This is a genomic window from Streptomyces cyaneofuscatus (genome assembly GCF_033109485.1).
GTDB classification, from domain to species: Bacteria; Actinomycetota; Actinomycetes; order Streptomycetales; family Streptomycetaceae; genus Streptomyces; species Streptomyces cyaneofuscatus.
In genome coordinates this window covers 2,514,385-2,533,780 of record NZ_CP137002.1, presented here as the reverse complement: position 1 = coordinate 2,533,780, position 19,396 = coordinate 2,514,385, and the positions used below count along the sequence as shown (strand labels likewise).

Below are 19,396 nucleotides of genomic sequence, written 5' to 3'. Positions count from 1 at the left end.
AGAGGTCTCAGTAGCGCTGGTTGAGGTAGCCCAGCAGCTCGTCGTGGAGCAGACCGTTCGACGCGGCCCCGTTGGCGCCGCCGGGCCCGTCGGTCCCCTCCAGGTCGGTGAACCGGCCGCCCGCCTCCTGGACGATGATCGCGTTCGCCGCCATGTCCCAGAGCGAGAGCTCCGGCTCCGCGCAGATGTCCACGGAGCCCTCGGCCACCATCATGTACGGCCAGAAGTCCCCGTACCCGCGCGTCCGCCAGCAGGCCCGGGTCAGGTCGAGGAAGCCGTCCAGGCGGCCCTGTTCCTCCCAGCCGCTCAGTGAGGAGAACGCGAACGAGGAGTCCGCGATCGTCTCCACCTTCGACACGTGCAGCCGGGTCGCGGAGGTGAGGCTGCGCCCGGAGTACGCGCCGGCGCCCTTCGCCGCCCACCAGCGCCGGTTCAGCGCCGGAGCGGAGACCACCCCGACCACCGGCTGGAACCCGTTCTCTCCCGCCTCCATCAGCGAGATCAGCGTCGCCCACACCGGCACACCGCGGACGTAGTTCTTGGTGCCGTCGATCGGGTCGATCACCCAGCGCCGCGGTCCGGTGCCCTCGACCCCGTACTCCTCGCCCAGAATCGCGTCGCGCGGGCGGGCCCGATGCAGATGGCCCCGGATCAGCTCCTCGGCGGCCTTGTCGGCCTCGCTCACCGGGGTCATGTCCGGCTTGGTCTCCACCTTCAGGTCGAGAGCCTTGAACCGGTCCATGGTCGCCGCGTCGGCGGCGTCCGCCAGTACATGGGCGAGGCGCAGATCATCGTGGTAGTCGGGCATGCCGTCACAGTATCCAGCGGTACGGGGGCGGAGCCACCGGCCCCTGCGCGAACCCGGCCGGTGCGCGGACCCTTGACAGCCGTCATGAGCGCCTCAACTCTGAACCGCAGGCCCCCGGCACGGCCCCGGGCGTGGGAGGCGGCGATGCCGACAGCGCGAGAAGCCCTGCTGGACGCCGCCCTCAGAGCGCTCGCCGACCGGCCCTGGCGCACGGTGCGGATGGTGGACGTCGCCGCGCTGGCCGGTGTCTCGCGGCAGACCCTCTACAACGAGTTCGGCACCAAGGGCGGCCTGGCCGCCGCCCTGCTACGCCAGGCCGCCGACGGCTATCTGACCGGTGTGGACCGCGCACTGACGGCGCCCGCGCCGGAGCACCCGGCCGCCGTGGCGCGCTGGACCGTACGGGCCGCCGACGCGGATCCGCTGGTCAAGGGGCTGCTCACCGGGCTCTGGGGCGAGCGGCTGCCCCGGCCGGGCCGCGATGTACCGGGTCGCGACGTGCCGGGTCCGGCCGAGCTGCTCGGGCTGGCCAGGGACCGCATGGCGGCGGCGTCGCACCCGATGCCGCCGGTGCGCTGTGAGCGGGCCCTGCGGCTCGCGCTCTCGTACGTGATCGTGCCGTGCCCGCCCCGTGGCGCCGGGACTCAGTGGGCGGAGCCGGACAGCTGAAGTCCGATCACTCCGATGATGACCAGCGAGATCGACACCAGCTTCAGCGTCGAGACCACGTCACCGAGGAAGACCATGCCGTAGATCGCCGTCCCCGCCGCACCGATGCCGGTCCACACCGCGTACGCCGGTCCGACGTCCAGCTTCTTCAGGGCCATCGTCAGCAGGCCGAAGCTGCTCAGGGCGAACGCGGCGAACGCGATGGTCGGCCAGATCCGGGTGAAGCCGTGCGAGAGCTTCAGACAGACGGCGAAACCGGTCTCCAGCAGTCCGGCGACCACGACCAGCAGCCATGCCATCGTCCGTTGCCTCCCGCATAGGTGACGGTTCGGACCGATTGGTCCCGCACGGTGCGATTATGCCTTTACCAGTCGTTGAATCCGGCAAACATGCCCGGGGCGCACGGTCCGAATGCGCTACGGCTCAGTCGCCCTCGCGCCGTTCGCGGGTCGAGAGCAGCCGACGCAGGGAGTCCAGCCGCGCCGGGTCCGCGTGCCCCTCGGCCACCCAGGCGTCCAGCGCGCACTCCGGCTGGTTCTCGTCGTGGGTGCAGCCGCGCGGGCAGTTCTCGGTGCCCGGCTCCAGGTCGGGGAAGGCGTGGATGACGCGCGACGGGTCGACGTGGTGCAGCCCGAACGACCGTACGCCGGGGGTGTCGACGACCCAGCCGCGGCCGTCGGGCAGCGGCAGGGCGAGCGCGGAGGTGGTGGTGTGCCGGCCGCGCCCGGTGACCGCGTTGACGATGCCGGTGGTCCGCCGCCGGTCTTTCGGGACCAGCGCGTTGACCAGCGTCGTCTTACCGACGCCCGAGTGCCCGACGAACGCGGTGATCTTGCCGTCCAGCTGCTCGCGCACCCGCTCCGCCGCCCCGCCGTTCTCCAGCTCCTCGCGGCTGGTCACGACGTACGGGACGCCCAGCGGGGTGTACGCCTCCAGCAGCTTGTCCGGCGAGGCCAGGTCGGACTTGGTCAGCACCAGCAGCGGGGTGAGGCCGCCGTCGTACGCCGCCACCAGGCAGCGGTCGATCATGCGCGGGCGCGGCTCCGGGTCGGCCAGCGCGGTGACGATCGCGAGCTGGTCGGCGTTGGCGACGACCACGCGCTCGTACGGATCGTCGTCGTCGGCCGTGCGGCGCAGCACCGTACGCCGCGAGGCGATGCGCACGATCCGGGCCAGGGTGTCCTTCTCGCCGGACAGGTCCCCGACGATGGAGACGGTGTCGCCGACCACGGCCGCCTTGCGGCCCAGCTCGCGGGCCTTCATCGCCACCACGGTCCGGCCGTCGACGAGGCAGGTGAGCCGGCCCCGGTCGACGGTGAGGACCATGCCGTCCTCGGCGTCCTCGTGCTTGGGCCGGATGTGCGTACGCGGCCGGTTGCCCTTGCGGTTGGGGCGGACGCGGATGTCGTCCTCGTCGGGGTTCTTCCCGTAGCGGCGCATGGTCTAGATCCCGAGCATTCCGGTCCACATGTCCGGGAAGTCCGGCAGGGTCTTGGCGGTCGTGCCCACGTTCTCGATCTCCACGCCCTTGACCGCGAGGCCGATGATCGCCCCGGCGGTGGCCATGCGGTGGTCGTCGTACGTGTGGAAGACACCGCCGTGCAGCGGGCGCGGGCGGATGTGCAGCCCGTCGGCCGTCTCGGTGACGTCGCCGCCCAGCTCGTTGATCTCCTTGGTCAGCGCGGCCAGCCGGTCCGTCTCGTGCAGCCGCAGGTGGGCGACGCCGCTCAGCGTGGAGGGGGAGTCGGCCAGCGCCGCGACCGCGGCGATGCCCGGGGTCAGCTCGCCGACCTCGCCGAGGTCCACGTCGATGCCGTGGATCCGGCCCGTGCCGGTGAAGGTCAGGCCGCGCTCGGTCAGCTCGCAGCTGCCACCCATCGCGGTGAAGATCTCCCGCAGCGCGTCACCCGGCTGGGTGGTCCGCTCGGGCCAGTCGGGGATGGTGACCTTGCCGCCGGTCACCAGCGCGGCGGCCAGGAACGGCTGGGCGTTGGAGAGGTCCGGCTCGATCGTCAGGTCCCGGCCGAGCAGCGCGGAGGGGGAGACCCGCCACACGTTCGGCTCGCCGCCCGTCTCCGGCTCGTCCACCTGCGCGCCGACGGCCCGCAGCATGTCGACGGTCATCCGGATGTGCGGCATCGAGGGGAGGACGGAACCGGTGTGCCGGACCTCCACGCCCTGGTTGAAGCGCGGCCCCGACAGCAGCAGCGCCGAGACGAACTGCGAGGACGACGACGCGTCGATCGCCACCGGGCCGCCGTCCAGCGCCCCGCCGCCGTGCACGGTCAGCGGCAGCGCCCCGCGCCCGTCGTCGTCGATCCGCGCGCCCAGCGCCCGCAGCCCTTCGATCACGCCGGTCAGGGGGCGTTCGTACGAGCGTGGGTCGCCGTCGAAGCGGATCGGGCCGTCGGCCAGCGTGGCGACGGGCGGCAGGAAGCGCATGACGGTGCCGGCGTTGCCGACGTCGACGGTGACCGGGCCGTGCAGCCCCGCCGGGATGACCCGCCAGGCCTCGCCGGAGCCGTCGGGCTCGCCCGCCACGGTGGAGCTGGAGGAGATGGTCTCCTCGATGCCGACGCCCATCGCGCGCAGCGCCCCGGCCATCAGGAGGGTGTCGCGGGAGCGCAGCGGGCGGCGGAGCCAGCCCGGCTCGGAGGCCAGCGAAGCCAGCACGAGCGCCCGGTTGGTGACCGATTTGGAGCCGGGCACGGTGACGGTCGCGTCGACGGCTCCAGTCGCGTGAGGTGCGGGCCAGAGGGCGGGGTGCACGGAACTCTCGGTCATGGCCCTTACTTTAGTGGCTCCCTGCCCGGCCCGGCTCTCACCAGCCCAGCAGCCAGCGCCCTCCGCCGATCAGCGAGCACAGCGACACCGCGTGGAAGAGGAAGAGCCACAGCACCGCCGGGGCGTGGGTCAGCCGGGCCAGCTGGTCCGCGTCGGAGTCCGGGGCGCCCCCGAAGCGCCGCTTGGACTGGAGCTCGAAGGGCGGCCGCACGCCGCCCAGCAGCAGGAACCAGACCACCGTGTACGCGAACGCCGACTGCACGTCCGACGAGGTCAGCCAGGACACCAGCAGGAACGCCGTACCGGTCAGGATGACGGTGAGCGCCCCGTACACATTGCGGATCATCACCAGCATCGCGGCGAGCAGCGCGGTGGAGATCCACAGCAGCAGCGTGATCCGGCCGTTGGTCAGCAGCCAGGCGCCGCCCAGACCCAGCAGCGACGGGGCCGTGTAGCCGGCCGCCGCCGTGAGGATCATGCCGATCCCGGTCGGCTTGCCGCGGCTCACGGTCAGCCCGCTGGTGTCCGAGTGCAGCCGGATGCCGGAAAGCTGGCGCCCGGTGAGCAGGGCCACCAGGCCGTGGCCGCCCTCGTGCGCGATGGTGATGGTGTTGCGTGCGAGGCGCCATATCGGATTCGGCACGACGGCGATGAGCGCCAGGGCGGCCGTCACCACCACCAGCCACTGCTCGGGGGCGGGCTGGATGCCGGTGAGGCGATCCCACAGATCGCCCAGTTCGGTGCTGTTCATCGGCCGGGCGACTCCTTGCGGCAGGGGTGGGCGGTCGTGGCAGTCTGGCACTTATGTGCGGACGGTATGCAGCGAGTCGGCGGCCCGAGGACCTGACCGGACTTTTCGGGGTCGAGAAGTGGGAACCCACCGAGACCCTTGAGCAGGACTGGAACGTGGCGCCGACCAAAGAGGTCTACGCGGTACTGGAGCGTCCTGTTAAGGACGCGGACGACCGGCGTCCGGTTCGCCAGCTGCGGACCCTGAAATGGGGACTCGTCCCCTCCTGGTCGAAGACCCCCGAGGGCGCCGCCCGGATGATCAACGCCCGCGCGGAGACCGTCCACGAGAAGCCCTCCTTCCGTAACGCCTTCGCCCAGCGCCGCTGCATCCTGCCCGCCGACGGCTACTACGAGTGGGTCACCGGGGCCGAGGAGCGGCAGCTGGAGGAGAAGAAGGGCAAGAAGCGGGCGCGCAAGCAGCCCTACTTCGTGACCCCCGCCGACGGCTCGGTCTTCGCGATGGCCGGGCTGTACGAGTTCTGGCGCGATCCGACGCTCCCCGGCGACCACGAGAACGCCTGGTGGGTGACGTGCTCGGTGATCACCACCGAGGCCGAGACCACCCCCCTGGCCGTCGCCCCCGCCGAGGGCCCCGGCGCGCTCGCCGACATCCACCCCCGGATGCCGCTGATGCTCACCCCGGACCGCTGGGACACCTGGCTGGACCCCTCGCACAGCGGCCTGGACGAGCTGCGCGCCCTCCTTGAGCCGCCGCCCGGCGGGCTGATGCGCGCCTACCCGGTCGCCACCGCCGTCAGCAACGTCCGCAACAACGGGCCGGAGCTGCTGGAGGAGCTGGCCGCGCCGGAGGAGTCCACGCTGTTCTGAGCGACGGGCGGGAGAAGATGGCGCGGTGAGTCGACCACGTACGCAGAACGTCACCACCGACGCCGGTGAGGCCCGGATCACCTGGGTCCCCGCCGCGACCGCGCCCCGCCTCGTGCTCGCCGTGAGCCACGGGGCCGGCGGCGGCATCGAGGCCCGCGACCTGAAGGCCCTGGCCGCCGCCCTGCCCGCCCACGGGGTCACCGTCGCCTTGGTGGAGCAGCCCTGGCGGGTGGCCGGCAAGAAGGTGGCCCCCGCCCCGAAGACCCTGGACACCGGGTGGCGCGGGCTGTGGCCGGCGCTGGCCGCACCCGGGCTGCCCGTCGTCGCCGGAGGCCGCAGCGCCGGGGCCCGGGTCGCCTGCCGGACCGCCGCCGAGCTGGGCGCGGCGGCCGTACTCGCCCTCAGCTTCCCGCTGCACCCACCGGGCAAGCCGGAGAAGTCCCGGGCCGACGAGCTGCTCGGCACGGGCGTGCCCACCCTGGTGGTCCAGGGCGGCAACGACCCGTTCGGGCGACCGGAGGAGTTCCCGTCCGGCGGGTACGAGCTGGCTCAGGTGCCGTACGGCGACCACGGCTTCGCCGTACCGAAGAAGTCCGGGCTCACCGAGGCCCAGGCGATGGAGGTTCTCACCGGGGCGGTCACCGGATGGCTCGCGTCCCTGGGGTGACACGGACCACGGGAATGCGGCGTACGGGGGCGCTGTTGTTCGGGACGTCGGTACAACAACGTCGTACGTGGAGAGGGAGTCCGTCGCATGGGTTCGACCATCTGCCCCAGCCGCTCGAACGCCGCTGACCTGGAGTGGAGCGTCCTGCCTGCGGCGAGGACCACCTCCGAGCGGCCGAAGGGCGGCGCCGATCGACAGGCCGTCTCGAAGCAAGGTCGACTATTCTCCGAGGCGAGCGGGTCCGGTTTCGGCTCCGCCACATCGTTGGAGGAGGTGGGTCCGGTCACTGGGACCGACACAGGGACCGACGACGGCCGTGCACCGGAGACGACCGCCGAGCGCAACGCGCGCTTCGAGCGGGACGCCCTCGGCTTTCTCGACCAGATGTACTCGGCCGCGCTGCGCATGACGCGTAACCCCGCCGATGCCGAGGACCTGGTCCAGGAGACCTACGCGAAGGCGTACGGCTCCTTCCACCAGTTCCGTGAGGGCACGAACCTCAAGGCGTGGATGTACCGCATCCTCACCAACACCTTCATCAACTCGTACCGCAAGAAGCAGCGTGAGCCCCAGCGCAGCGCCGCCGAGGAGATCGAGGACTGGCAGCTGGCGCGCGCGGAGTCGCACATGTCGACCGGTCTGCGCTCCGCCGAGTCCCAGGCTCTCGACCATCTGCCGGACTCCGACGTGAAGTCGGCGCTCCAGGCGATTCCCGAAGAGTTCCGCATCGCCGTCTATCTCGCCGACGTAGAGGGCTTTGCCTACAAGGAGATCGCGGACATCATGGGGACCCCCATCGGTACGGTGATGTCCCGGCTGCACCGCGGCCGCCGTCAGCTGCGCGGCATGCTGGAGGACTACGCCCGTGAGCGCGGGCTCGTCGCGGCCGGTGCCGGTGACTCGGACGATCGGAAGGGCTCGACCTCATGAGCTGCGGAGAGCCGCACGAGACGGATTGCTCGGAGGTCCTCGACCATCTCTACGAGTTCCTCGACCGGGAGATGCCCGAGGGCGACTGCACCAAGTTCGAGGTGCACTTCGAGGAGTGCTCCCCGTGCCTGGAGAAGTACGGCCTGGAGCAGGCCGTGAAGAAGCTGGTCAAGCGCTGCTGCGGTCAGGACGAGGTCCCGACCGACCTGCGCTCCAAGGTGATGGGCAGGATCGACCTGATCAGGGCCGGCGAGGCCGTGCCCGAGCAGGACATCACCGTAGGCGGCACGGACCAGGCCGCGACGGCGCGCGAATAGCACCTGGCCCCGCACGCGCTCCCTCGACCTCACCGCGCACGCCTGCGCCCCCGGGTGACGCCCTCACCGTCCGCACCCGGCGGAGATCCTTGCGAGAGTCCTCCCCCGGGCCGGTCTGACCCGGGCCGGGGCTGGGTAACCCATGGGTAATGAGCGGGCGTCCGGCCGGGCATGGTTGGATGCGAAGGAGAGCGTAAAAACGAGGGTGTCCAGTCGGGACAGGCGGGAATCGTGAGGATCTTCGGGAAGGTACGGCATCGGCCGTCCGCCTCTTGGCGGCAGGCCACGGACCGCGCGTTCACGCTGATCGGCGACGGCCGGTACGAGGACGCGGGGGCGCTGCTGACGCGCGCGGCGGATCTGGAGCCCTGGCTCTCGGAGTCCTGGTTCAATCTGGCGCTGCTGCACAAGTTCCGGCACGACTGGGAGCAGGCGCGCGCGGCGGGCCTGCGGGCGGTCGCGTTGCTGGACCGTGAGTCCGGCGCCCCGGACTGGTGGAACGTCGGCATCGCGGCCACCGCGCTCCAGGACTGGCCGCTGGCGCGCCGGGCCTGGCAGGCGTACGGCCTCAAGGCGCCCGGCTCCGGGCTGAACAGCGCGGCCACCACCGAGCCCACCGGCATGGAGCTGGGCAGCGCCGCTGTCCGCCTCTCGCCCGAGGGCGAGGCCGAGGTGGTCTGGGGGCGCAGGCTCGACCCGGCCCGGATGGAGGTCCTCTCCATCCCGCTGCCGTCCTCCGGGCGGCGCTGGGGCGAGGTCGTGCTGCACGACGGAGTGCCCAACGGCGAGCGGGTCACCGCCGCCGGACCCTCGTATCCGGTCTTCGACGAGATCGAGCTGTGGGCGCCCTCCCCGGTGCCGACCTGGGTAGTGCTGCTGGAGGCGGCCACCGAGGAGGACCGGGACGCGCTGGAGAAGCTCGCCTCGGACGCCGGGTTCGCCGCCGAGGACTGGTCCTCCTCCGTACGGCTGCTGTGCCGGGCCTGTTCGGAGAGCCGGATGGAGAGCGACGAGGGCGACGGGGAGCACCTGGACCCGCACGACCACAGCGAGCCGGGCCAGCCGGGACCGCTCGGCCACCGCACCGCCGGGGCCGGCGATCTGTGGGTGCCCGAGCGCGAATGCGGTCTCGCCGCCCCCGCCGGGCTGGTGCGCGGGCTGCTGGACGGCTGGGTCGCCGACAGTCCGGACAGCCGTGAGTGGCGGGATCTCGAAGAAGTCTGCTGACCGCTGCCCGTAGGCTGTAGGCGCACCGATCGCGGTGCGGTTCCCCAGGTTTTGCAGGAAGGCGTACGGCGGACATGTCGCAGCAGGAGACGGACGGGCGGATCGACGTGGACGACGAGGGGTTCGTCGTCGACACCGAGGACTGTGAGGAGCGCGAGGCGGCCTACCGCGCGCGCGGCACCTCGCGTCCGATCACGACCGTGGGCAACCCGGTGCTGCACAAGGAGTGCAAGGACGTCACCGAGTTCGGCGACGAGCTGGCCCAGCTGATCGACGACATGTTCGCCAGCCAGAAGACGGCCGAGGGGGTCGGCCTCGCGGCCAACCAGATCGGCGTGGACCTGAAGGTCTTCGTCTACGACTGCCCGGACGACGACGGCGTGCGGCACACCGGCGTGGTCTGCAACCCGGTCCTGGAGGAGCTGGCCCCCGAGGCGCGGGTGCTGGACGACTCCAACGAGGGCTGCCTCTCGGTCCCGACCGCGTACGCCTCGCTCGCCCGCCCCGACTACGCGGTGGTGCGCGGCCAGGACGCCCAGGGCAACCCGATCAAGGTGCGTGGCAGCGGCTACTTCGCGCGCTGCCTCCAGCACGAGACGGACCACCTGTACGGCTACCTGTACATCGACCGGCTCTCCAAGCGCGACCGCAAGGACGCGCTCCGGCAGATGGAAGAGGGCACGCCGCGCTACGAGACCGTCCCGAACGACTGACGGCGTCGTCCGCGCGAAGGGCCCGGCACCGACTCCTGGTGCCGGGCCTTTCGCGTATCCACGGCAGGTAACTGCCGTTTCCCTTGCGGTAGTTGACGCGGGTAGACCAGCTGCGCCAGGCTCGCCGCACAGCGTCCGTGACCGAGAGGGAGCCCCATGCTGAAACGCGCCGCACGCGTTCTGCTCGGACTTGTCATGACCATTACTTTCGCGCTGGGCGGGGCGGTGCTGACCGCCGGGCCCGCGCAGGCCGACGGCTGCTACACCTGGACCCGTACGCTCGCGCCGGGAGCCACCGGCAACGACGTCACCCAGCTCCAGATCCGGGTGGCCGGCTGGCCCGGCTACGACTCCGTGCTCGCCATCGACGGCTCCTACGGCCCGGCCACCACCGCCGCCGTCAAGCGGTTCCAGGCGGCCTACGGCCTGGCCGCCGACGGGGTCGCGGGCCCGGCCACCCAGGACAAGATCTACGCGCTCCAGGACAACGACTGCACGCCGATCCACTTCACGTACCCCGAGCTCAACAAGTGCAACAGCACCTGGGCGGGCGGCAAGGTCGAGGCGGGCACGGCCAAGGCCAACGCGCTGAGCAGCATGTGGAAGCTGGAGGCGCTGCGCCACGCGCTCGGCGACAAGTCCATCCGCGTCACCAGCGGCTTCCGCTCCACCTCCTGCAACGCGGCCGTGGGCGGGGCGACCAACAGCCGCCATCTGTACGGCGACGCGGTCGACCTCGGCGCCTCGCCGCACTCCCTGTGCACGCTGGCCAAGCAGGCCCGCTACCACGGCTTCCGCGGGATCCTCGGCCCGGGCTACGCCGGCCACGGTGACCACGTGCACGTCAACCAGGGGCCCAGTCGCTTCTGGTCGGCGTCACAGTGCGGTATCTGATCCGCTGATGTCGTGGGCCGTGCCCGGCGTCCGCCCTCAGGCGACGTCGGGCACGGTGGCCGCCGGGCCCCGGAAGGTCCGGCGATAGGCGTTCGGGGTCGTCCCCAGCGTCCGTACGAACTGGTGGCGCAGGGTCGCCGCCGTGCCGAACCCGGTCTGCGAGGCGATCGTGTCGATCGTCCGGTCCGAGGTCTCCAGCAGATGCTGGGCCAGCAGCACCCGCTGCCGCAGCAGCCAGCGGTACGGCGTCGTCCCGGTCTCCTGCTGGAAGCGGCGGGCGAAGGTGCGCGGCGACATGTGGGCCAGCGCCGCCAGTTGCTCCACCGTCATCTCCTGGTCGAGGTGGTGCTCCATCCACGCCAGTGTGGACCCGACGGTGTCGCAGGCGTTCCGGGGCAGCGGGCGGCTGATGTACTGCGCCTGGCCGCCGTCCCGGTGCGGCGGCACCACCATGCGCCGGGCGATGGTGTTGGCCGTGTCCTGGCCGTACTCCTGGCGGACCAGGTGGAGGCAGGCGTCGATGCCCGAGGCGGTCCCGGCCGAGGTGATCACGGACCCCTCGTCCACGTACAGCACGTCCGGCTCCACGACGGCCTTCGGGTAGCGCCGGGCCAGCTCCGCCGCGTGGCGCCAGTGCGTCGTGCAGCGGCGCCCGTCCAGCAGGCCCGCCGCCCCGAGGACGTACGCCCCGGAGCAGACGCTCAGCACCCGCGCCCCGCGCTCCACGGCCCGCCGCAGCGCGTCCAGGGCCTCTTCCGGATACTCCCGGTCCGGGGCGTGACTGCTCGCCGGTACGGCGACGAGATCGGCCTCCTCCAGCCGGTCGAGGCCGTACGGCGTACTGATGGTGAAGCCGGCATGGGTCTGGAGCACCGGCCCCTGGGCGGAGACGACGGCGAAGTCGTGGACCGGGAGCCCCTCCTCGCTGCGGTCCAGGCCGAACACCTCGCACAGCACGCCGAGTTCGAAGGGGTGGACCTCGTCGAGCAGCAGGACGGCGACGTTCTTCAGCATGGCGTCAGTGTGGCACGGGTGTGGCAGTAAATCGATGCTGTGTGGCAGTGCTGCCACTGACGGATGTGGGCCTGGTGGACGACAGTAGAGCCATGAACCTCTTCCTGAACTACCTGACCGTGACCGCCCTCTTCGCTTTTGTGGCCCTCCCGGCCGCCATCGGCCTGGTGCGCGAGCGCCGCATCGACCGCCAGCTGCGCGACGCGGAACGGGGGGAGGTGGCACGTACGGAACGGAGGAGCACCGCGCGACCCTATAAGGTCACGCGGCACTCCTACCCGAAGGGTTGGGCGAAGGCCTAGGAGAGCGCCTTGCCGGTCCGCCGTCCCGAAGGTGATGCCTGATCAGCCGACGACGGAGAAGAAGACCGAGGTGTCCTCGGCCCACCAGAAGGAGCCTTCGCCGTCGGCCCATTCGGAGTACCAGCCGTCCAAGGCGTCGATCAGTTCCTTCAGCTCATACCTGAGGTCGGGGTCGATCCGGTCCAGCACCTCGCGGTAGGCCGTGATGGCGGGCCCGGCCTGCTGCATCGGCCAGCACCCGATCTCCGGTGAGCCTTCCAAGGGCCGGGGAATGTGGAACGCGATCTCGGACGGCGGCCCGCTGAATATGTACTGACTGGGCAGCAGGTCGGCGGCGACGCCGGCCGTGCTCAGTTGGTCGTCCAGCGTGGTGAAGACGGTGATGGGACTGCGGTAGCTCGCCAGCGTGGACAAGTCGCTGCCGTTGTGGTCGATGACGATCTGCAGAGCCGCGTAGTAGGCGCTGCCGGCCCATTCGGCAGTGGAGTCGGCACGTCCGGAGACGAGCTGCTCCAGAGCGTCCTGCACCGGCAGGCCCCAGTCCACGTCCTGGCGGTCCAGATCGTCCTGGCGGGCTCGGGCGACCTCTCGCATCGTGGCCAGCAGTTGCAGGTCGTCGGCGGTCAGGTCCCGTCCGGGAAGGAACCGGGCGATCTCTCCGCGGTTCGCCATGCTGTAGTTCACGATCTTGCTCATGGGTGCATTCTCCCAAGAGACGTCAGTTTCCTTCCGTGTCCCGGTACTCGGGGAACAGGTGGGGGTGCTGCTTCGCGAGTAACCGGGTGATCGCTTCGTGGGTGGGGTCGGTGATGTCCCAGCTGTGTGCGGAAGGGTGTGCGGCGAAGAGTTCGCAGGCCTCGTCACGGGTGTCGTGCGCGGGACACCAGGGGAGCGGGGTGAGCTTGGCGAGCCCTGAGCCCTTCCACCGGACCCAGACGGCGCTTCCGGGCCGACCGTCTTCGTCCCAGAGCATCGCGGCGTGCTGGCCGTCATGGCCGCCGCCGAGTTCGCAGAGGACGTGCCCGGCTTCGGGGCGGTGTCCGGCGGGCGACAGCGCGACGAGGTGGTCCGGAGGCGGGAGGAGAGCGACGGCGGTGCACTGGTTCACGGTTGGGGCCGCTCTCGTGGATCGTCAGTGGTGTCGTCGGACAGGAGTGGTCCGGCGACGAGGTCCCCAAGAGGGTCGGTGACGTCCCAGGAGTGCCCTGTGGTGTGGTCGTTGAAGAACGAGCACCGTAAGAGGGCGTCGGCGGCGAGGTTGCGGAGGGTGGCGGGGCACCAAGGCCTGGTCCGGATGCTGTGGGTGCGGTCCATGTCGGTGCCGGTCCAGAAGAACCAGAGGGCGGGCCGGTCGGGTGCGTCGGCGGCGCTGAGGAGTGCGGCGTGATCGGTGAGGGCGTCGTGTTCACCGAGTTCGCACAGGACGTAGTGGTCGAGGTTGAAGTCGTCGGGCGGGGTGCCGGGTCCGCCGGCCATGGTGACGAGGGCGACGGTCACCTCGCCGAGAGGAATCCGGGTCACGGCGGTGCACTGCAGCACGTGAGGTCTCTTCTGTGAAGGGGGCTACGGGCGGTCGGCCGGGGAGGTGTGCCACCCGGCGAGGGTGAGGCCGAGCCCGACGGCGGGGTCGAGAACGGTGAACTGGAGGGGGAAGCCCGCTTCCAGGGTCCGTATCGCGTCGTCCTGACTTCGGCGGTCGGTGGCCCAGAACCGCAGCCCTTCGGGTGCGTCGGAGCTGTGGAAGAGGACGGGCCGTACGTCGCCGGGTGACGCGTCTCGTACGGCATTCCCGTGCCCGTTGGCGAGGCGGAGGGCCTGGCGCCGGAGCCAGAGAAGGACGAGGCGCCGGTTGCGTACGGTGACCCCGCCGAGCGAGGCGAACCGCTGCCCGTCGGTCACGGTGACCTCGGCTGCGTAACTGGCGCGCATCATGCGGCACGCCCGTGGTCGCTGCGCTGGACCAGGTCCCGGAGCTGTTCGGCCGCCGCTTCGATCTCCGCCACGACGGCGGTGCGGGTGGCCAATCGGTCTTCCAGGGCGGCGTCCAGCCCTGCGAAGAACAGAGCCCGGTAGGCGGGATCGGCTTCGATGCGTACGAGTTCGGCGAACGGGCTCTCGCGATCGGCAGGGCGCCGGGTGAGCGCCCACCTGAGGCGGGGGAGGCGGAGCCGTAGGCGGATCTCGGCGGCCCCGAGGAGGAGGACGAGCCGAACCCGTAGCCGGGCGAGGGGGCTGCTCACAGCACCTCACCCCGACTGCGGGCGTTGGCCCGCGCGGTGCGGGCGCGGAGCTGCTCTATCGGGAGCGCGGGGCGCACGTACCGGGGCTCGACCTCCCACTCGCGCCCGCCGCCGATGGGGCGGAGGGACCAGTAGAGGCCGGCGGCCCCGCGGAACTCGCCTACACGGTTGTTGCGGCTGGTGTCGACCAGAAGCACACCCAGGGTGGGCGGCAGCGGTTCGGTTTCCACTCGCACCCGCTCCCTTTCTCTTAGTGATCAGCTGTGTACTCCAGGCAACATCGCGAGCGCACTCGGCGGTAGTGTTGGGAAGCGCACAAGATTTAAGAGCGTTAAGGCCTCGACGGCTCTGTGCAGGGGGAGTTGACCAAGCGTGAGCAACGCCGAACCGAACGCGAGCCTTGATCGGCTGTTCCGCGAGACAGGGTGGACGCTCAGACAGTGCGCGCAAGCCGTCAACCGAATCGGCACAGAACGCGGGACCCCGAAGCAGTACCGTGCTCCTTCCGTGCACCAGTGGCTGAGCGGAGGCATGCCACGCGAAGGCGCTCGGCCGCTGATCCTGGAGGCGTTCGCCCGCAAGCTGGGGCGGCCCGTGGCACCGTCGGAAGCGGGCTTCCCTGTCCCAGCCCTCGATGCAGCGCCTCTCAGTACGGTGGACGGGATCATCGATCTGGGGAGGTTGGACATGGACCCGTCTCGCCGCAGCGTGCTGGGCGTTGCCCTGTTCTCCGTCGCCCTCACCGTGCCGGGCTGGCCGGACGTGGTGGGCCGAATGGAGGCCGCGCAGCAAGGAGTTCGTTCCCGTATCGGTATGTCCGATGTCCACACCGTCGCCGCCATGACGGAGCAGCTCTCTTCGATGGACGACCAGTTCGGGGGGCGCACCGCTCGTCCGCTCGCCGCTGCGTTTCTGGTGAACACGGTCGTGCCGTTCCTGCGGACCAGCGGGCCCGAGGACGTACGCAAGGCGATGATGTCGGCAGCATCGGACCTCTGCTACCTCACGGGATACATGGCGGTCGACGAAGGACTGCACGGGCTGGCACAGCGTTACTACCTCCAGGCGCTGGAGTTGGCCGGCGCGTCGGAGGACCACCTGACGTTCTGCACCACGCTCCGGGGGATGAGCGTGCAAGCCGTGGACCTGAGGCAAGGGCCGGTGGCCATGCGTCTCGCGGATGCCGCAGCGGCTGCATCCCCCCAGGCCGGACCACGGATGCGCGCCTTCCTCGCCGGGCAGCAGGCGCATGCGGCAGCGCAGATCGGTGACCGGCGCTCGGCTCTCCTGTACTTGCAGGAAGCCGAGGTCGCCATGGACAAGGCGGAAGCTCGCGCGAAGGCCTTCGGCTCGTACGATCCTGCGTCTCTGAGCTACCACACCAGCCAGGTGCGGTTCGAAATGGGCGATGTGCACGGTGCCGTTGCCGCCATGCAGGAGTCGGACCGCCTGCGGTACAGCGTCTATCGCCGTACGCGCGTGAAGGAACGAGCGATCCTGGCCGAACGGCAACTGGCGACGGGCCACCTCGAAGCCGCCTGCAAGACATGGGGGCTCGCGCTGGACGACTACCCCCAGGTGAATTCGGGCCGTATCGACAAGCGCATGACGGACATGTTCACCCTCATCGGCCCGCACATCAGGAATCACGATGCTCAGGCCCTTTACGAGCGGGCTCGGGAGACCGTCAGGCCTGAGCTGATCCCGGTGTGACGGACAGGGGAAACATGCAGAACGCGCAAGGGTCGGCCCGGGACTTCCCGCCGCTGAGGCGTCGCGGCATCCAACGGCTTGCCTATGAGCAGTGGGGGTCCGGACGCTCTGTCTGGGAAACCGACCTCGGCGACCGGGACCTCGTGGTGGATCAGGTCGAGGTGCACGAAGGGTCCGCCTCCGAGGATGCGGCGCGGGTGCTCGGGCTGGGGGAGGGCGAGAGTGCGTGCATCCGGAGCCGGCGGTTCGTGCTGCGCGGCAAGCCGGTGCTGCTGGCCACCTCGTACCTCCCCGCCTCCCTGGTCGCGGGCTCGGCCATCACCCAGCCGGACACGGGGCCGGGAGGGATCTACGCACGGTTGGCCGAACTGGGCCACAAGCCCGTCCACTTCCGGGAGGAGATCCGCTCTCGCATGCCTCTGCCGGAAGAGGTGTCGAAGCTGAGTCTTCCGGCGGGTACGCCCGTCATGCTCGTCTGCCGGACCGCCTTCGCGGCGGAGGGCCGCCGTCCCGTGGAGGTCAACGAGATGGTCCTGGATGCGGCGGCCTACGTCCTGGAGTACGACTTCGACGCGTGACGGACCGACAACGGCGGCAACTGGGGCGAGGTCGCCGTCAACCTCGCCGCCTCGTGCGGCAGCGTCCCGCTCCGCAGCGTCCTGCCCCCAGCGCCCGCGTGCAGGGAACAGGACGCTGCGGTCCCGCCAGCCCCGTTCAGTGCCCGCTGCTCTCGTAGTGGCGGGACTGCCGCCCCCAGAAGCGGTACGCGGCGTACATGAGCACGACGCCGATGGCCGGGGCGCCCCAGGCGAGCCATTCCGGTACGGCGAGTTCCTCCTCCCGGTCCATCAGCACGGTCGCCGGCAGGTAGGCGACGAAGGCCAGCGGGAAGACGAAGGTCAGCCCGAAGCCGGCCACCGGGCCGAAGATCTTCAGCGGGTAGTTGCCGAAGTCGCTGAAGATCATGTCGATGGCAAACTTGATGGGGGAGACCCGCTTCATCCTGAAGACCAGGGCGGAGGCGGCCAGTTGCAGGGAACCTTCCACCAGTGCACCGCCCACCACGGCGAGCAGGAGGAAGCCGACGGCTCCCGGTGACCAGTCGACCGGTGCGGAGGACGAGGCGATGGACAGGAGGACCACACCGCCCGCCAGGTCGCCGAGCGAGCTCAGCCGCACCCTGCGGGTGAGGAGCTGGACCAGCGGCGGCACCGGGCGGACGAGATAGCGGTCGTACTCGCCCTCGATGACGACCTCGTCGACGTGGATCAGCTGGTGGCCGGGGAGCAGCCACAGGCCGTGGGCGGTGAGCCTGATCCCGTAGAGGAAGGCGATCTCGCCCAGTCCCCAGCCGCCGACCTGGCCGAAGCGGTCCAGCACCGCCCAGATGAAGGCCAGCCCGACGCCCTGGTAGAACAGGCCGCCGATGATGTTGATGAACAGGTTCCCCCGGTACTGGAACTCGGCCCGGAACGCCGCACCGGCCAGCAGCAGATAGACCCGTGGACCTCGCATCGCCCCTCATCCCCCCTGCGACATGACGCGGCGCCGGGCGCGCGACCAGACGAACGCGGCCAGGGCGCCGAGCGCGGCGATCCAGGCGAGCTGGACCCCGAGGGCGGCGACGATGGCCGGACCCTCGACCTGGCCCAGGTAGACGGCCGCCGGCGTGTACGCGGTGGCCTGGAAGGGCAGCCACTCCGCCGCTGCCCTGACCGGTCCTGGCATGAACCACAGCGGGACCAGGGCCCCGGAGAAGAACTGGGCGACGAAGCGGTAGGCCATGAGGGCGCCGCTCACCTCCAGGGTCCAGAAGGAGACCATGCCGAGCAGCAGCCCGAGCAGCTGGTTCACGAGCAGGGCGCCGAGCAGGGCCACGGGGTAGGCGAGCCCCGCGGCCGCCGAGGGGGGTGCCTGGCCCGCGCCGATCAGCAGTGCGAACGGCAGGGCCACCAGCAGGACCGGGACGGCGGCCGATGCCCACCCGAGCTGGCCGGCGAGCATCTGGCCGGGGAAGCCGATGGGCCGCAGCAGGTCCACGGCGACCTTGCCCTCCCGTACCCGCTGGTCGATGGGGGAGGACCGCCACGGGCTGACCAGCTGGTACTGGAGCGTCGTCAGCGTCGCATACGCCGTCATGGTGGTGAGACCGAGTCCGTCCACCTCCGCACGGCCGTCGTAGAGGGCCTTCCAGACCACCGTCAGCAGCCAGATCTGGAGGAGCATCATCACGAAGGACGACAGATAGGCCGTCCGGTAGGTGAGGGCGGCGCGGAACTCCATCCGGGCACAGGCGAGATAGGCACGGAGCGGCCTGCTGAGTGGCTGCTTCGTAGCCGTCTTCATCGTGGGGGCCGTCGTCGGCGCGGTCATCCGCGGTCCGCGTAGATCCGGTGGATGACGCTCTCCAGCTCGGGTTCCACGATCGAGAGGTCGGTCACCCGGTGCTGTGCCAGCACCGCCGCCACCAGTTCGGCGGGCGGAGTGCGTACGGGGTCGAAGCGCAGCCACACCCTGCCGTCCTCCCGGCGGACGACCTCCGCGCCCTCGACGCTCTCCAGCCGGTCGGTCTGCACGACGAGTTCGCGGTGCGGCGCGTAGCGGGCCTTCAGCTCGTCCACCGCGCCGTCGTAGGCCACCTTGCCGTGGTCGATGAGGATGATCCGGTCGCAGAGTTCCTCGACGTCGTCGAGGTCGTGGGTGGTGAGGACGACCGTGGTGCCCGATTCCCGGTTCAGCTCCCCGACGAAGGTGCGTATCCGCTCCTTGGCGATGACGTCGAGCCCGACGGTCGGCTCGTCCAGGTAGAGGATGTCCGGGTCGTAGAGCATCGCGGCGGCGAGGTCGCCGCGCATCCGCTGGCCCAGGGAGAGCTGGCGGACGGGGGTGTCGAGAAACGGACCGAGGTCGAGCACCTCGCTGAACTGCCGCTGCCTCTCCCGGAACCGGGCCTCCGGCACGTCGTAGAGACGGCCGATCAGCCAGAGCGAGTCGCGCAGGGGCAGGTCCCACCAGAGCTGGCTGCGCTGGCCGAAGACCACGCCTATCCGGCGGGCGTTGCGGGACCGGTCCCGCCAGGGCGTGGCACCGGCGACCGTGACCGTGCCGGAGGTGGGGACGAGGATGCCGGTGAGCATCTTGATGGTGGTGGACTTCCCCGCACCGTTGGGGCCGAGATAGCCGACCATCTCGCCCTGCTGGACCGTGAAGTTCACGCCGTCGACCGCACGCTTGACGGTCTGCTCACGCGTCAGCAGCGTACGGAGACCCGCGAAGCGGCCCTCCTGCCGTGTGGGTCGGCTGAACTCCTGGACGAGGTCTGCCACTTCTATGACGGGCATGTCCGCCTCTCTGGAGCGATCCGGGCCCGGTCGGGCGTGATCGATCTGAGAGTGTGCACGCCGAGGCTTGGTCTAGTCCAAGTGTTTTCCGTTCGGCCGGTTCTCGTCATGCCGTCAGGGGACGCGGAAGGCCCCACCGTGCTCAGCGGCACGGTGG

25 protein-coding genes and 1 pseudogene are annotated in these 19,396 nt (G+C 70.7%); 11 read left to right on the top strand and 15 right to left on the bottom strand.

All coding sequences use genetic code 11. The annotated features are described in order from the left end of the window. Nucleotides 1–7: 7 nt before the first annotated feature. Nucleotides 8–808 carry a histidinol-phosphatase gene (gene hisN, locus R2B67_RS10600; RefSeq protein WP_030561033.1) on the bottom strand — a complete coding sequence of 267 codons (801 nt, stop codon included), beginning with the start codon at nt 806–808 and terminating at the stop codon, nt 8–10. A gap of 144 nt (nt 809–952) precedes the next feature. Between hisN and R2B67_RS10595 the strand changes: the two genes are divergently transcribed. Then, nucleotides 953–1,477, top strand: coding sequence for a TetR family transcriptional regulator (locus tag R2B67_RS10595; protein ID WP_317817463.1), 525 nt, complete (start codon nt 953–955; stop codon nt 1,475–1,477). On the opposite strand, the gene R2B67_RS10590 is transcribed toward R2B67_RS10595, so the two are convergent. The 4 genes from R2B67_RS10590 to R2B67_RS10575 all read right to left on the bottom strand — a co-directional run bounded on the left by R2B67_RS10590 (nt 1,453) and on the right by R2B67_RS10575 (nt 5,012). Beyond that, nucleotides 1,453–1,776 carry a DMT family transporter gene (locus R2B67_RS10590; protein WP_018510081.1) on the bottom strand — a complete coding sequence of 108 codons (324 nt, stop codon included), beginning with the start codon at nt 1,774–1,776 and terminating at the stop codon, nt 1,453–1,455. The genes R2B67_RS10595 and R2B67_RS10590 overlap by 25 nt on opposite strands. Before the next feature lie 124 nt (nt 1,777–1,900). Then, the gene (rsgA, locus tag R2B67_RS10585) at nt 1,901–2,917 is read right to left on the bottom strand and encodes a ribosome small subunit-dependent GTPase A (protein ID WP_018510080.1); all 1,017 of its coding nucleotides are present in this window, start codon (nt 2,915–2,917) and stop codon (nt 1,901–1,903) included. A gap of 3 nt (nt 2,918–2,920) precedes the next feature. Next, a complete protein-coding gene (gene aroA / locus R2B67_RS10580) occupies nt 2,921–4,261 on the bottom strand; it encodes a 3-phosphoshikimate 1-carboxyvinyltransferase (protein WP_018510079.1) in 1,341 nt (446 codons plus the stop codon). Nucleotides 4,262–4,298: 37 nt separating this feature from the next. Continuing rightward, on the bottom strand, nt 4,299–5,012 hold the full coding sequence (locus R2B67_RS10575) for a M50 family metallopeptidase (protein WP_018510078.1): 714 nt from the start codon (nt 5,010–5,012) through the stop codon (nt 4,299–4,301). A gap of 53 nt (nt 5,013–5,065) precedes the next feature. Between R2B67_RS10575 and R2B67_RS10570 the strand changes: the two genes are divergently transcribed. From R2B67_RS10570 to R2B67_RS10540, 7 genes are all read left to right on the top strand, one after another. After that, nucleotides 5,066–5,881 (top strand): SOS response-associated peptidase, encoded by an 816-nt coding sequence (locus tag R2B67_RS10570; RefSeq protein ID WP_317817459.1) that lies wholly within the window; start codon nt 5,066–5,068, stop codon nt 5,879–5,881. Nucleotides 5,882–5,906: 25 nt separating this feature from the next. Then, a complete protein-coding gene (locus R2B67_RS10565; protein ID WP_317817457.1) occupies nt 5,907–6,548 on the top strand; it encodes an alpha/beta hydrolase family protein in 642 nt (213 codons plus the stop codon). A gap of 273 nt (nt 6,549–6,821) precedes the next feature. Further along, nucleotides 6,822–7,478 (top strand): sigma-70 family RNA polymerase sigma factor, encoded by a 657-nt coding sequence (locus R2B67_RS10560; RefSeq protein WP_018510075.1) that lies wholly within the window; start codon nt 6,822–6,824, stop codon nt 7,476–7,478. Then, a complete protein-coding gene (gene rsrA / locus R2B67_RS10555) occupies nt 7,475–7,795 on the top strand; it encodes a mycothiol system anti-sigma-R factor (RefSeq protein WP_018510074.1) in 321 nt (106 codons plus the stop codon). Before R2B67_RS10560 ends, rsrA begins: the two co-directional genes overlap by 4 nt. Nucleotides 7,796–8,026: 231 nt before the next feature. Next, the gene (locus tag R2B67_RS10550) at nt 8,027–9,022 is read left to right on the top strand and encodes a tetratricopeptide repeat protein (RefSeq protein WP_317817453.1); all 996 of its coding nucleotides are present in this window, start codon (nt 8,027–8,029) and stop codon (nt 9,020–9,022) included. A gap of 74 nt (nt 9,023–9,096) precedes the next feature. Continuing rightward, nucleotides 9,097–9,735, top strand: a complete 639-nt coding sequence (gene def / locus R2B67_RS10545) for a peptide deformylase (RefSeq protein ID WP_237327853.1) — start codon at nt 9,097–9,099, stop codon at nt 9,733–9,735. A gap of 156 nt (nt 9,736–9,891) precedes the next feature. Further along, nucleotides 9,892–10,629, top strand: a complete 738-nt coding sequence (locus tag R2B67_RS10540; protein ID WP_317817445.1) for a D-Ala-D-Ala carboxypeptidase family metallohydrolase — start codon at nt 9,892–9,894, stop codon at nt 10,627–10,629. A gap of 36 nt (nt 10,630–10,665) precedes the next feature. Here the strand turns inward: R2B67_RS10540 and R2B67_RS10535 are convergent, their stop codons facing one another. Further along, complete coding sequence (locus R2B67_RS10535) at nt 10,666–11,643, bottom strand: GlxA family transcriptional regulator (protein ID WP_317817443.1); 978 nt, start codon at nt 11,641–11,643, stop codon at nt 10,666–10,668. Between the two features lie 92 nt (nt 11,644–11,735). Here R2B67_RS10535 and R2B67_RS10530 point away from each other — a divergent pair, with 92 nt between their 5' ends. Next, entirely contained in the window at nt 11,736–11,945 is a 210-nt protein-coding gene (locus tag R2B67_RS10530) for a hypothetical protein (protein WP_317817442.1), read from the top strand. 42 nt (nt 11,946–11,987) lie between these two features. Here R2B67_RS10530 and R2B67_RS10525 read toward each other — a convergent pair whose 3' ends face one another. From R2B67_RS10525 to R2B67_RS10500, 6 genes are read right to left on the bottom strand one after another with little or no spacing between them, the layout of a single operon-like run. After that, nucleotides 11,988–12,641, bottom strand: coding sequence for a DUF7691 family protein (locus tag R2B67_RS10525; RefSeq protein ID WP_317817441.1), 654 nt, complete (start codon nt 12,639–12,641; stop codon nt 11,988–11,990). Nucleotides 12,642–12,663: 22 nt separating this feature from the next. Then, a complete protein-coding gene (locus tag R2B67_RS10520; RefSeq protein ID WP_317817440.1) occupies nt 12,664–13,053 on the bottom strand; it encodes a hypothetical protein in 390 nt (129 codons plus the stop codon). Then, nucleotides 13,050–13,466 carry a hypothetical protein gene (locus R2B67_RS10515; RefSeq protein ID WP_317817438.1) on the bottom strand — a complete coding sequence of 139 codons (417 nt, stop codon included), beginning with the start codon at nt 13,464–13,466 and terminating at the stop codon, nt 13,050–13,052. Before R2B67_RS10515 ends, R2B67_RS10520 begins: the two co-directional genes overlap by 4 nt. A 42-nt stretch (nt 13,467–13,508) precedes the next feature. Then, a complete protein-coding gene (locus R2B67_RS10510; protein ID WP_317817437.1) occupies nt 13,509–13,877 on the bottom strand; it encodes a hypothetical protein in 369 nt (122 codons plus the stop codon). Then, nucleotides 13,874–14,185 (bottom strand): hypothetical protein, encoded by a 312-nt coding sequence (locus R2B67_RS10505; protein ID WP_317817436.1) that lies wholly within the window; start codon nt 14,183–14,185, stop codon nt 13,874–13,876. The genes R2B67_RS10510 and R2B67_RS10505 overlap by 4 nt, the downstream gene beginning before the upstream one ends. Then, nucleotides 14,182–14,415, bottom strand: coding sequence for a hypothetical protein (locus R2B67_RS10500; RefSeq protein WP_317817435.1), 234 nt, complete (start codon nt 14,413–14,415; stop codon nt 14,182–14,184). The genes R2B67_RS10505 and R2B67_RS10500 overlap by 4 nt, the downstream gene beginning before the upstream one ends. A 142-nt stretch (nt 14,416–14,557) precedes the next feature. Here R2B67_RS10500 and R2B67_RS10495 point away from each other — a divergent pair, with 142 nt between their 5' ends. Together R2B67_RS10495 and R2B67_RS10490 are read left to right on the top strand one after the other, a co-directional pair. Then, entirely contained in the window at nt 14,558–15,898 is a 1,341-nt protein-coding gene (locus R2B67_RS10495; protein WP_317817434.1) for an NsdA family TPR-like regulatory protein, read from the top strand. A gap of 38 nt (nt 15,899–15,936) precedes the next feature. Continuing rightward, a pseudogene (locus R2B67_RS10490) lies at nt 15,937–16,476 on the top strand (GntR family transcriptional regulator); the annotation flags it as partial. A 136-nt stretch (nt 16,477–16,612) separates the two neighbouring features. On the opposite strand, the gene R2B67_RS10485 reads toward R2B67_RS10490, so the two are convergent. The 3 genes from R2B67_RS10485 to R2B67_RS10475 are packed head-to-tail and all read right to left on the bottom strand — an operon-like array spanning nt 16,613 to nt 19,239. Next, nucleotides 16,613–17,413: an ABC transporter permease gene (locus R2B67_RS10485; RefSeq protein WP_317817433.1), complete on the bottom strand. Its 801-nt coding sequence runs from the start codon at nt 17,411–17,413 to the stop codon at nt 16,613–16,615. Nucleotides 17,414–17,419: 6 nt separating this feature from the next. Further along, on the bottom strand, nt 17,420–18,271 hold the full coding sequence (locus tag R2B67_RS10480; protein ID WP_317817432.1) for an ABC transporter permease: 852 nt from the start codon (nt 18,269–18,271) through the stop codon (nt 17,420–17,422). Further along, a complete protein-coding gene (locus R2B67_RS10475) occupies nt 18,268–19,239 on the bottom strand; it encodes an ABC transporter ATP-binding protein (protein WP_317817431.1) in 972 nt (323 codons plus the stop codon). The genes R2B67_RS10480 and R2B67_RS10475 overlap by 4 nt, the downstream gene beginning before the upstream one ends. Nucleotides 19,240–19,396 lie beyond the last annotated feature (157 nt).

Excerpts from the sequence above, each read along its gene's own strand:
- hisN (WP_030561033.1), bottom strand. The coding sequence starts at position 808 with ATGCCCGACTACCACGATGATCTGCGCCTCGCCCATGTACTGGCGGAC.
- R2B67_RS10595 (WP_317817463.1), top strand. The coding sequence starts at position 953 with ATGCCGACAGCGCGAGAAGCCCTGCTGGACGCCGCCCTCAGAGCGCTC.
- R2B67_RS10590 (WP_018510081.1), bottom strand. The coding sequence starts at position 1,776 with ATGGCATGGCTGCTGGTCGTGGTCGCCGGACTGCTGGAGACCGGTTTC.
- rsgA (WP_018510080.1), bottom strand. The coding sequence starts at position 2,917 with ATGCGCCGCTACGGGAAGAACCCCGACGAGGACGACATCCGCGTCCGC.
- aroA (WP_018510079.1), bottom strand. The coding sequence starts at position 4,261 with ATGACCGAGAGTTCCGTGCACCCCGCCCTCTGGCCCGCACCTCACGCG.
- R2B67_RS10575 (WP_018510078.1), bottom strand. The coding sequence starts at position 5,012 with ATGAACAGCACCGAACTGGGCGATCTGTGGGATCGCCTCACCGGCATC.
- R2B67_RS10570 (WP_317817459.1), top strand. The coding sequence starts at position 5,066 with ATGTGCGGACGGTATGCAGCGAGTCGGCGGCCCGAGGACCTGACCGGA.
- rsrA (WP_018510074.1), top strand. The coding sequence starts at position 7,475 with ATGAGCTGCGGAGAGCCGCACGAGACGGATTGCTCGGAGGTCCTCGAC.
- def (WP_237327853.1), top strand. The coding sequence starts at position 9,097 with ATGTCGCAGCAGGAGACGGACGGGCGGATCGACGTGGACGACGAGGGG.
- R2B67_RS10540 (WP_317817445.1), top strand. The coding sequence starts at position 9,892 with ATGCTGAAACGCGCCGCACGCGTTCTGCTCGGACTTGTCATGACCATT.
- R2B67_RS10535 (WP_317817443.1), bottom strand. The coding sequence starts at position 11,643 with ATGCTGAAGAACGTCGCCGTCCTGCTGCTCGACGAGGTCCACCCCTTC.
- R2B67_RS10530 (WP_317817442.1), top strand. The coding sequence starts at position 11,736 with ATGAACCTCTTCCTGAACTACCTGACCGTGACCGCCCTCTTCGCTTTT.
- R2B67_RS10525 (WP_317817441.1), bottom strand. The coding sequence starts at position 12,641 with ATGAGCAAGATCGTGAACTACAGCATGGCGAACCGCGGAGAGATCGCC.
- R2B67_RS10510 (WP_317817437.1), bottom strand. The coding sequence starts at position 13,877 with ATGATGCGCGCCAGTTACGCAGCCGAGGTCACCGTGACCGACGGGCAG.
- R2B67_RS10485 (WP_317817433.1), bottom strand. The coding sequence starts at position 17,413 with ATGCGAGGTCCACGGGTCTATCTGCTGCTGGCCGGTGCGGCGTTCCGG.
- R2B67_RS10480 (WP_317817432.1), bottom strand. The coding sequence starts at position 18,271 with ATGACCGCGCCGACGACGGCCCCCACGATGAAGACGGCTACGAAGCAG.
- R2B67_RS10475 (WP_317817431.1), bottom strand. The coding sequence starts at position 19,239 with ATGCCCGTCATAGAAGTGGCAGACCTCGTCCAGGAGTTCAGCCGACCC.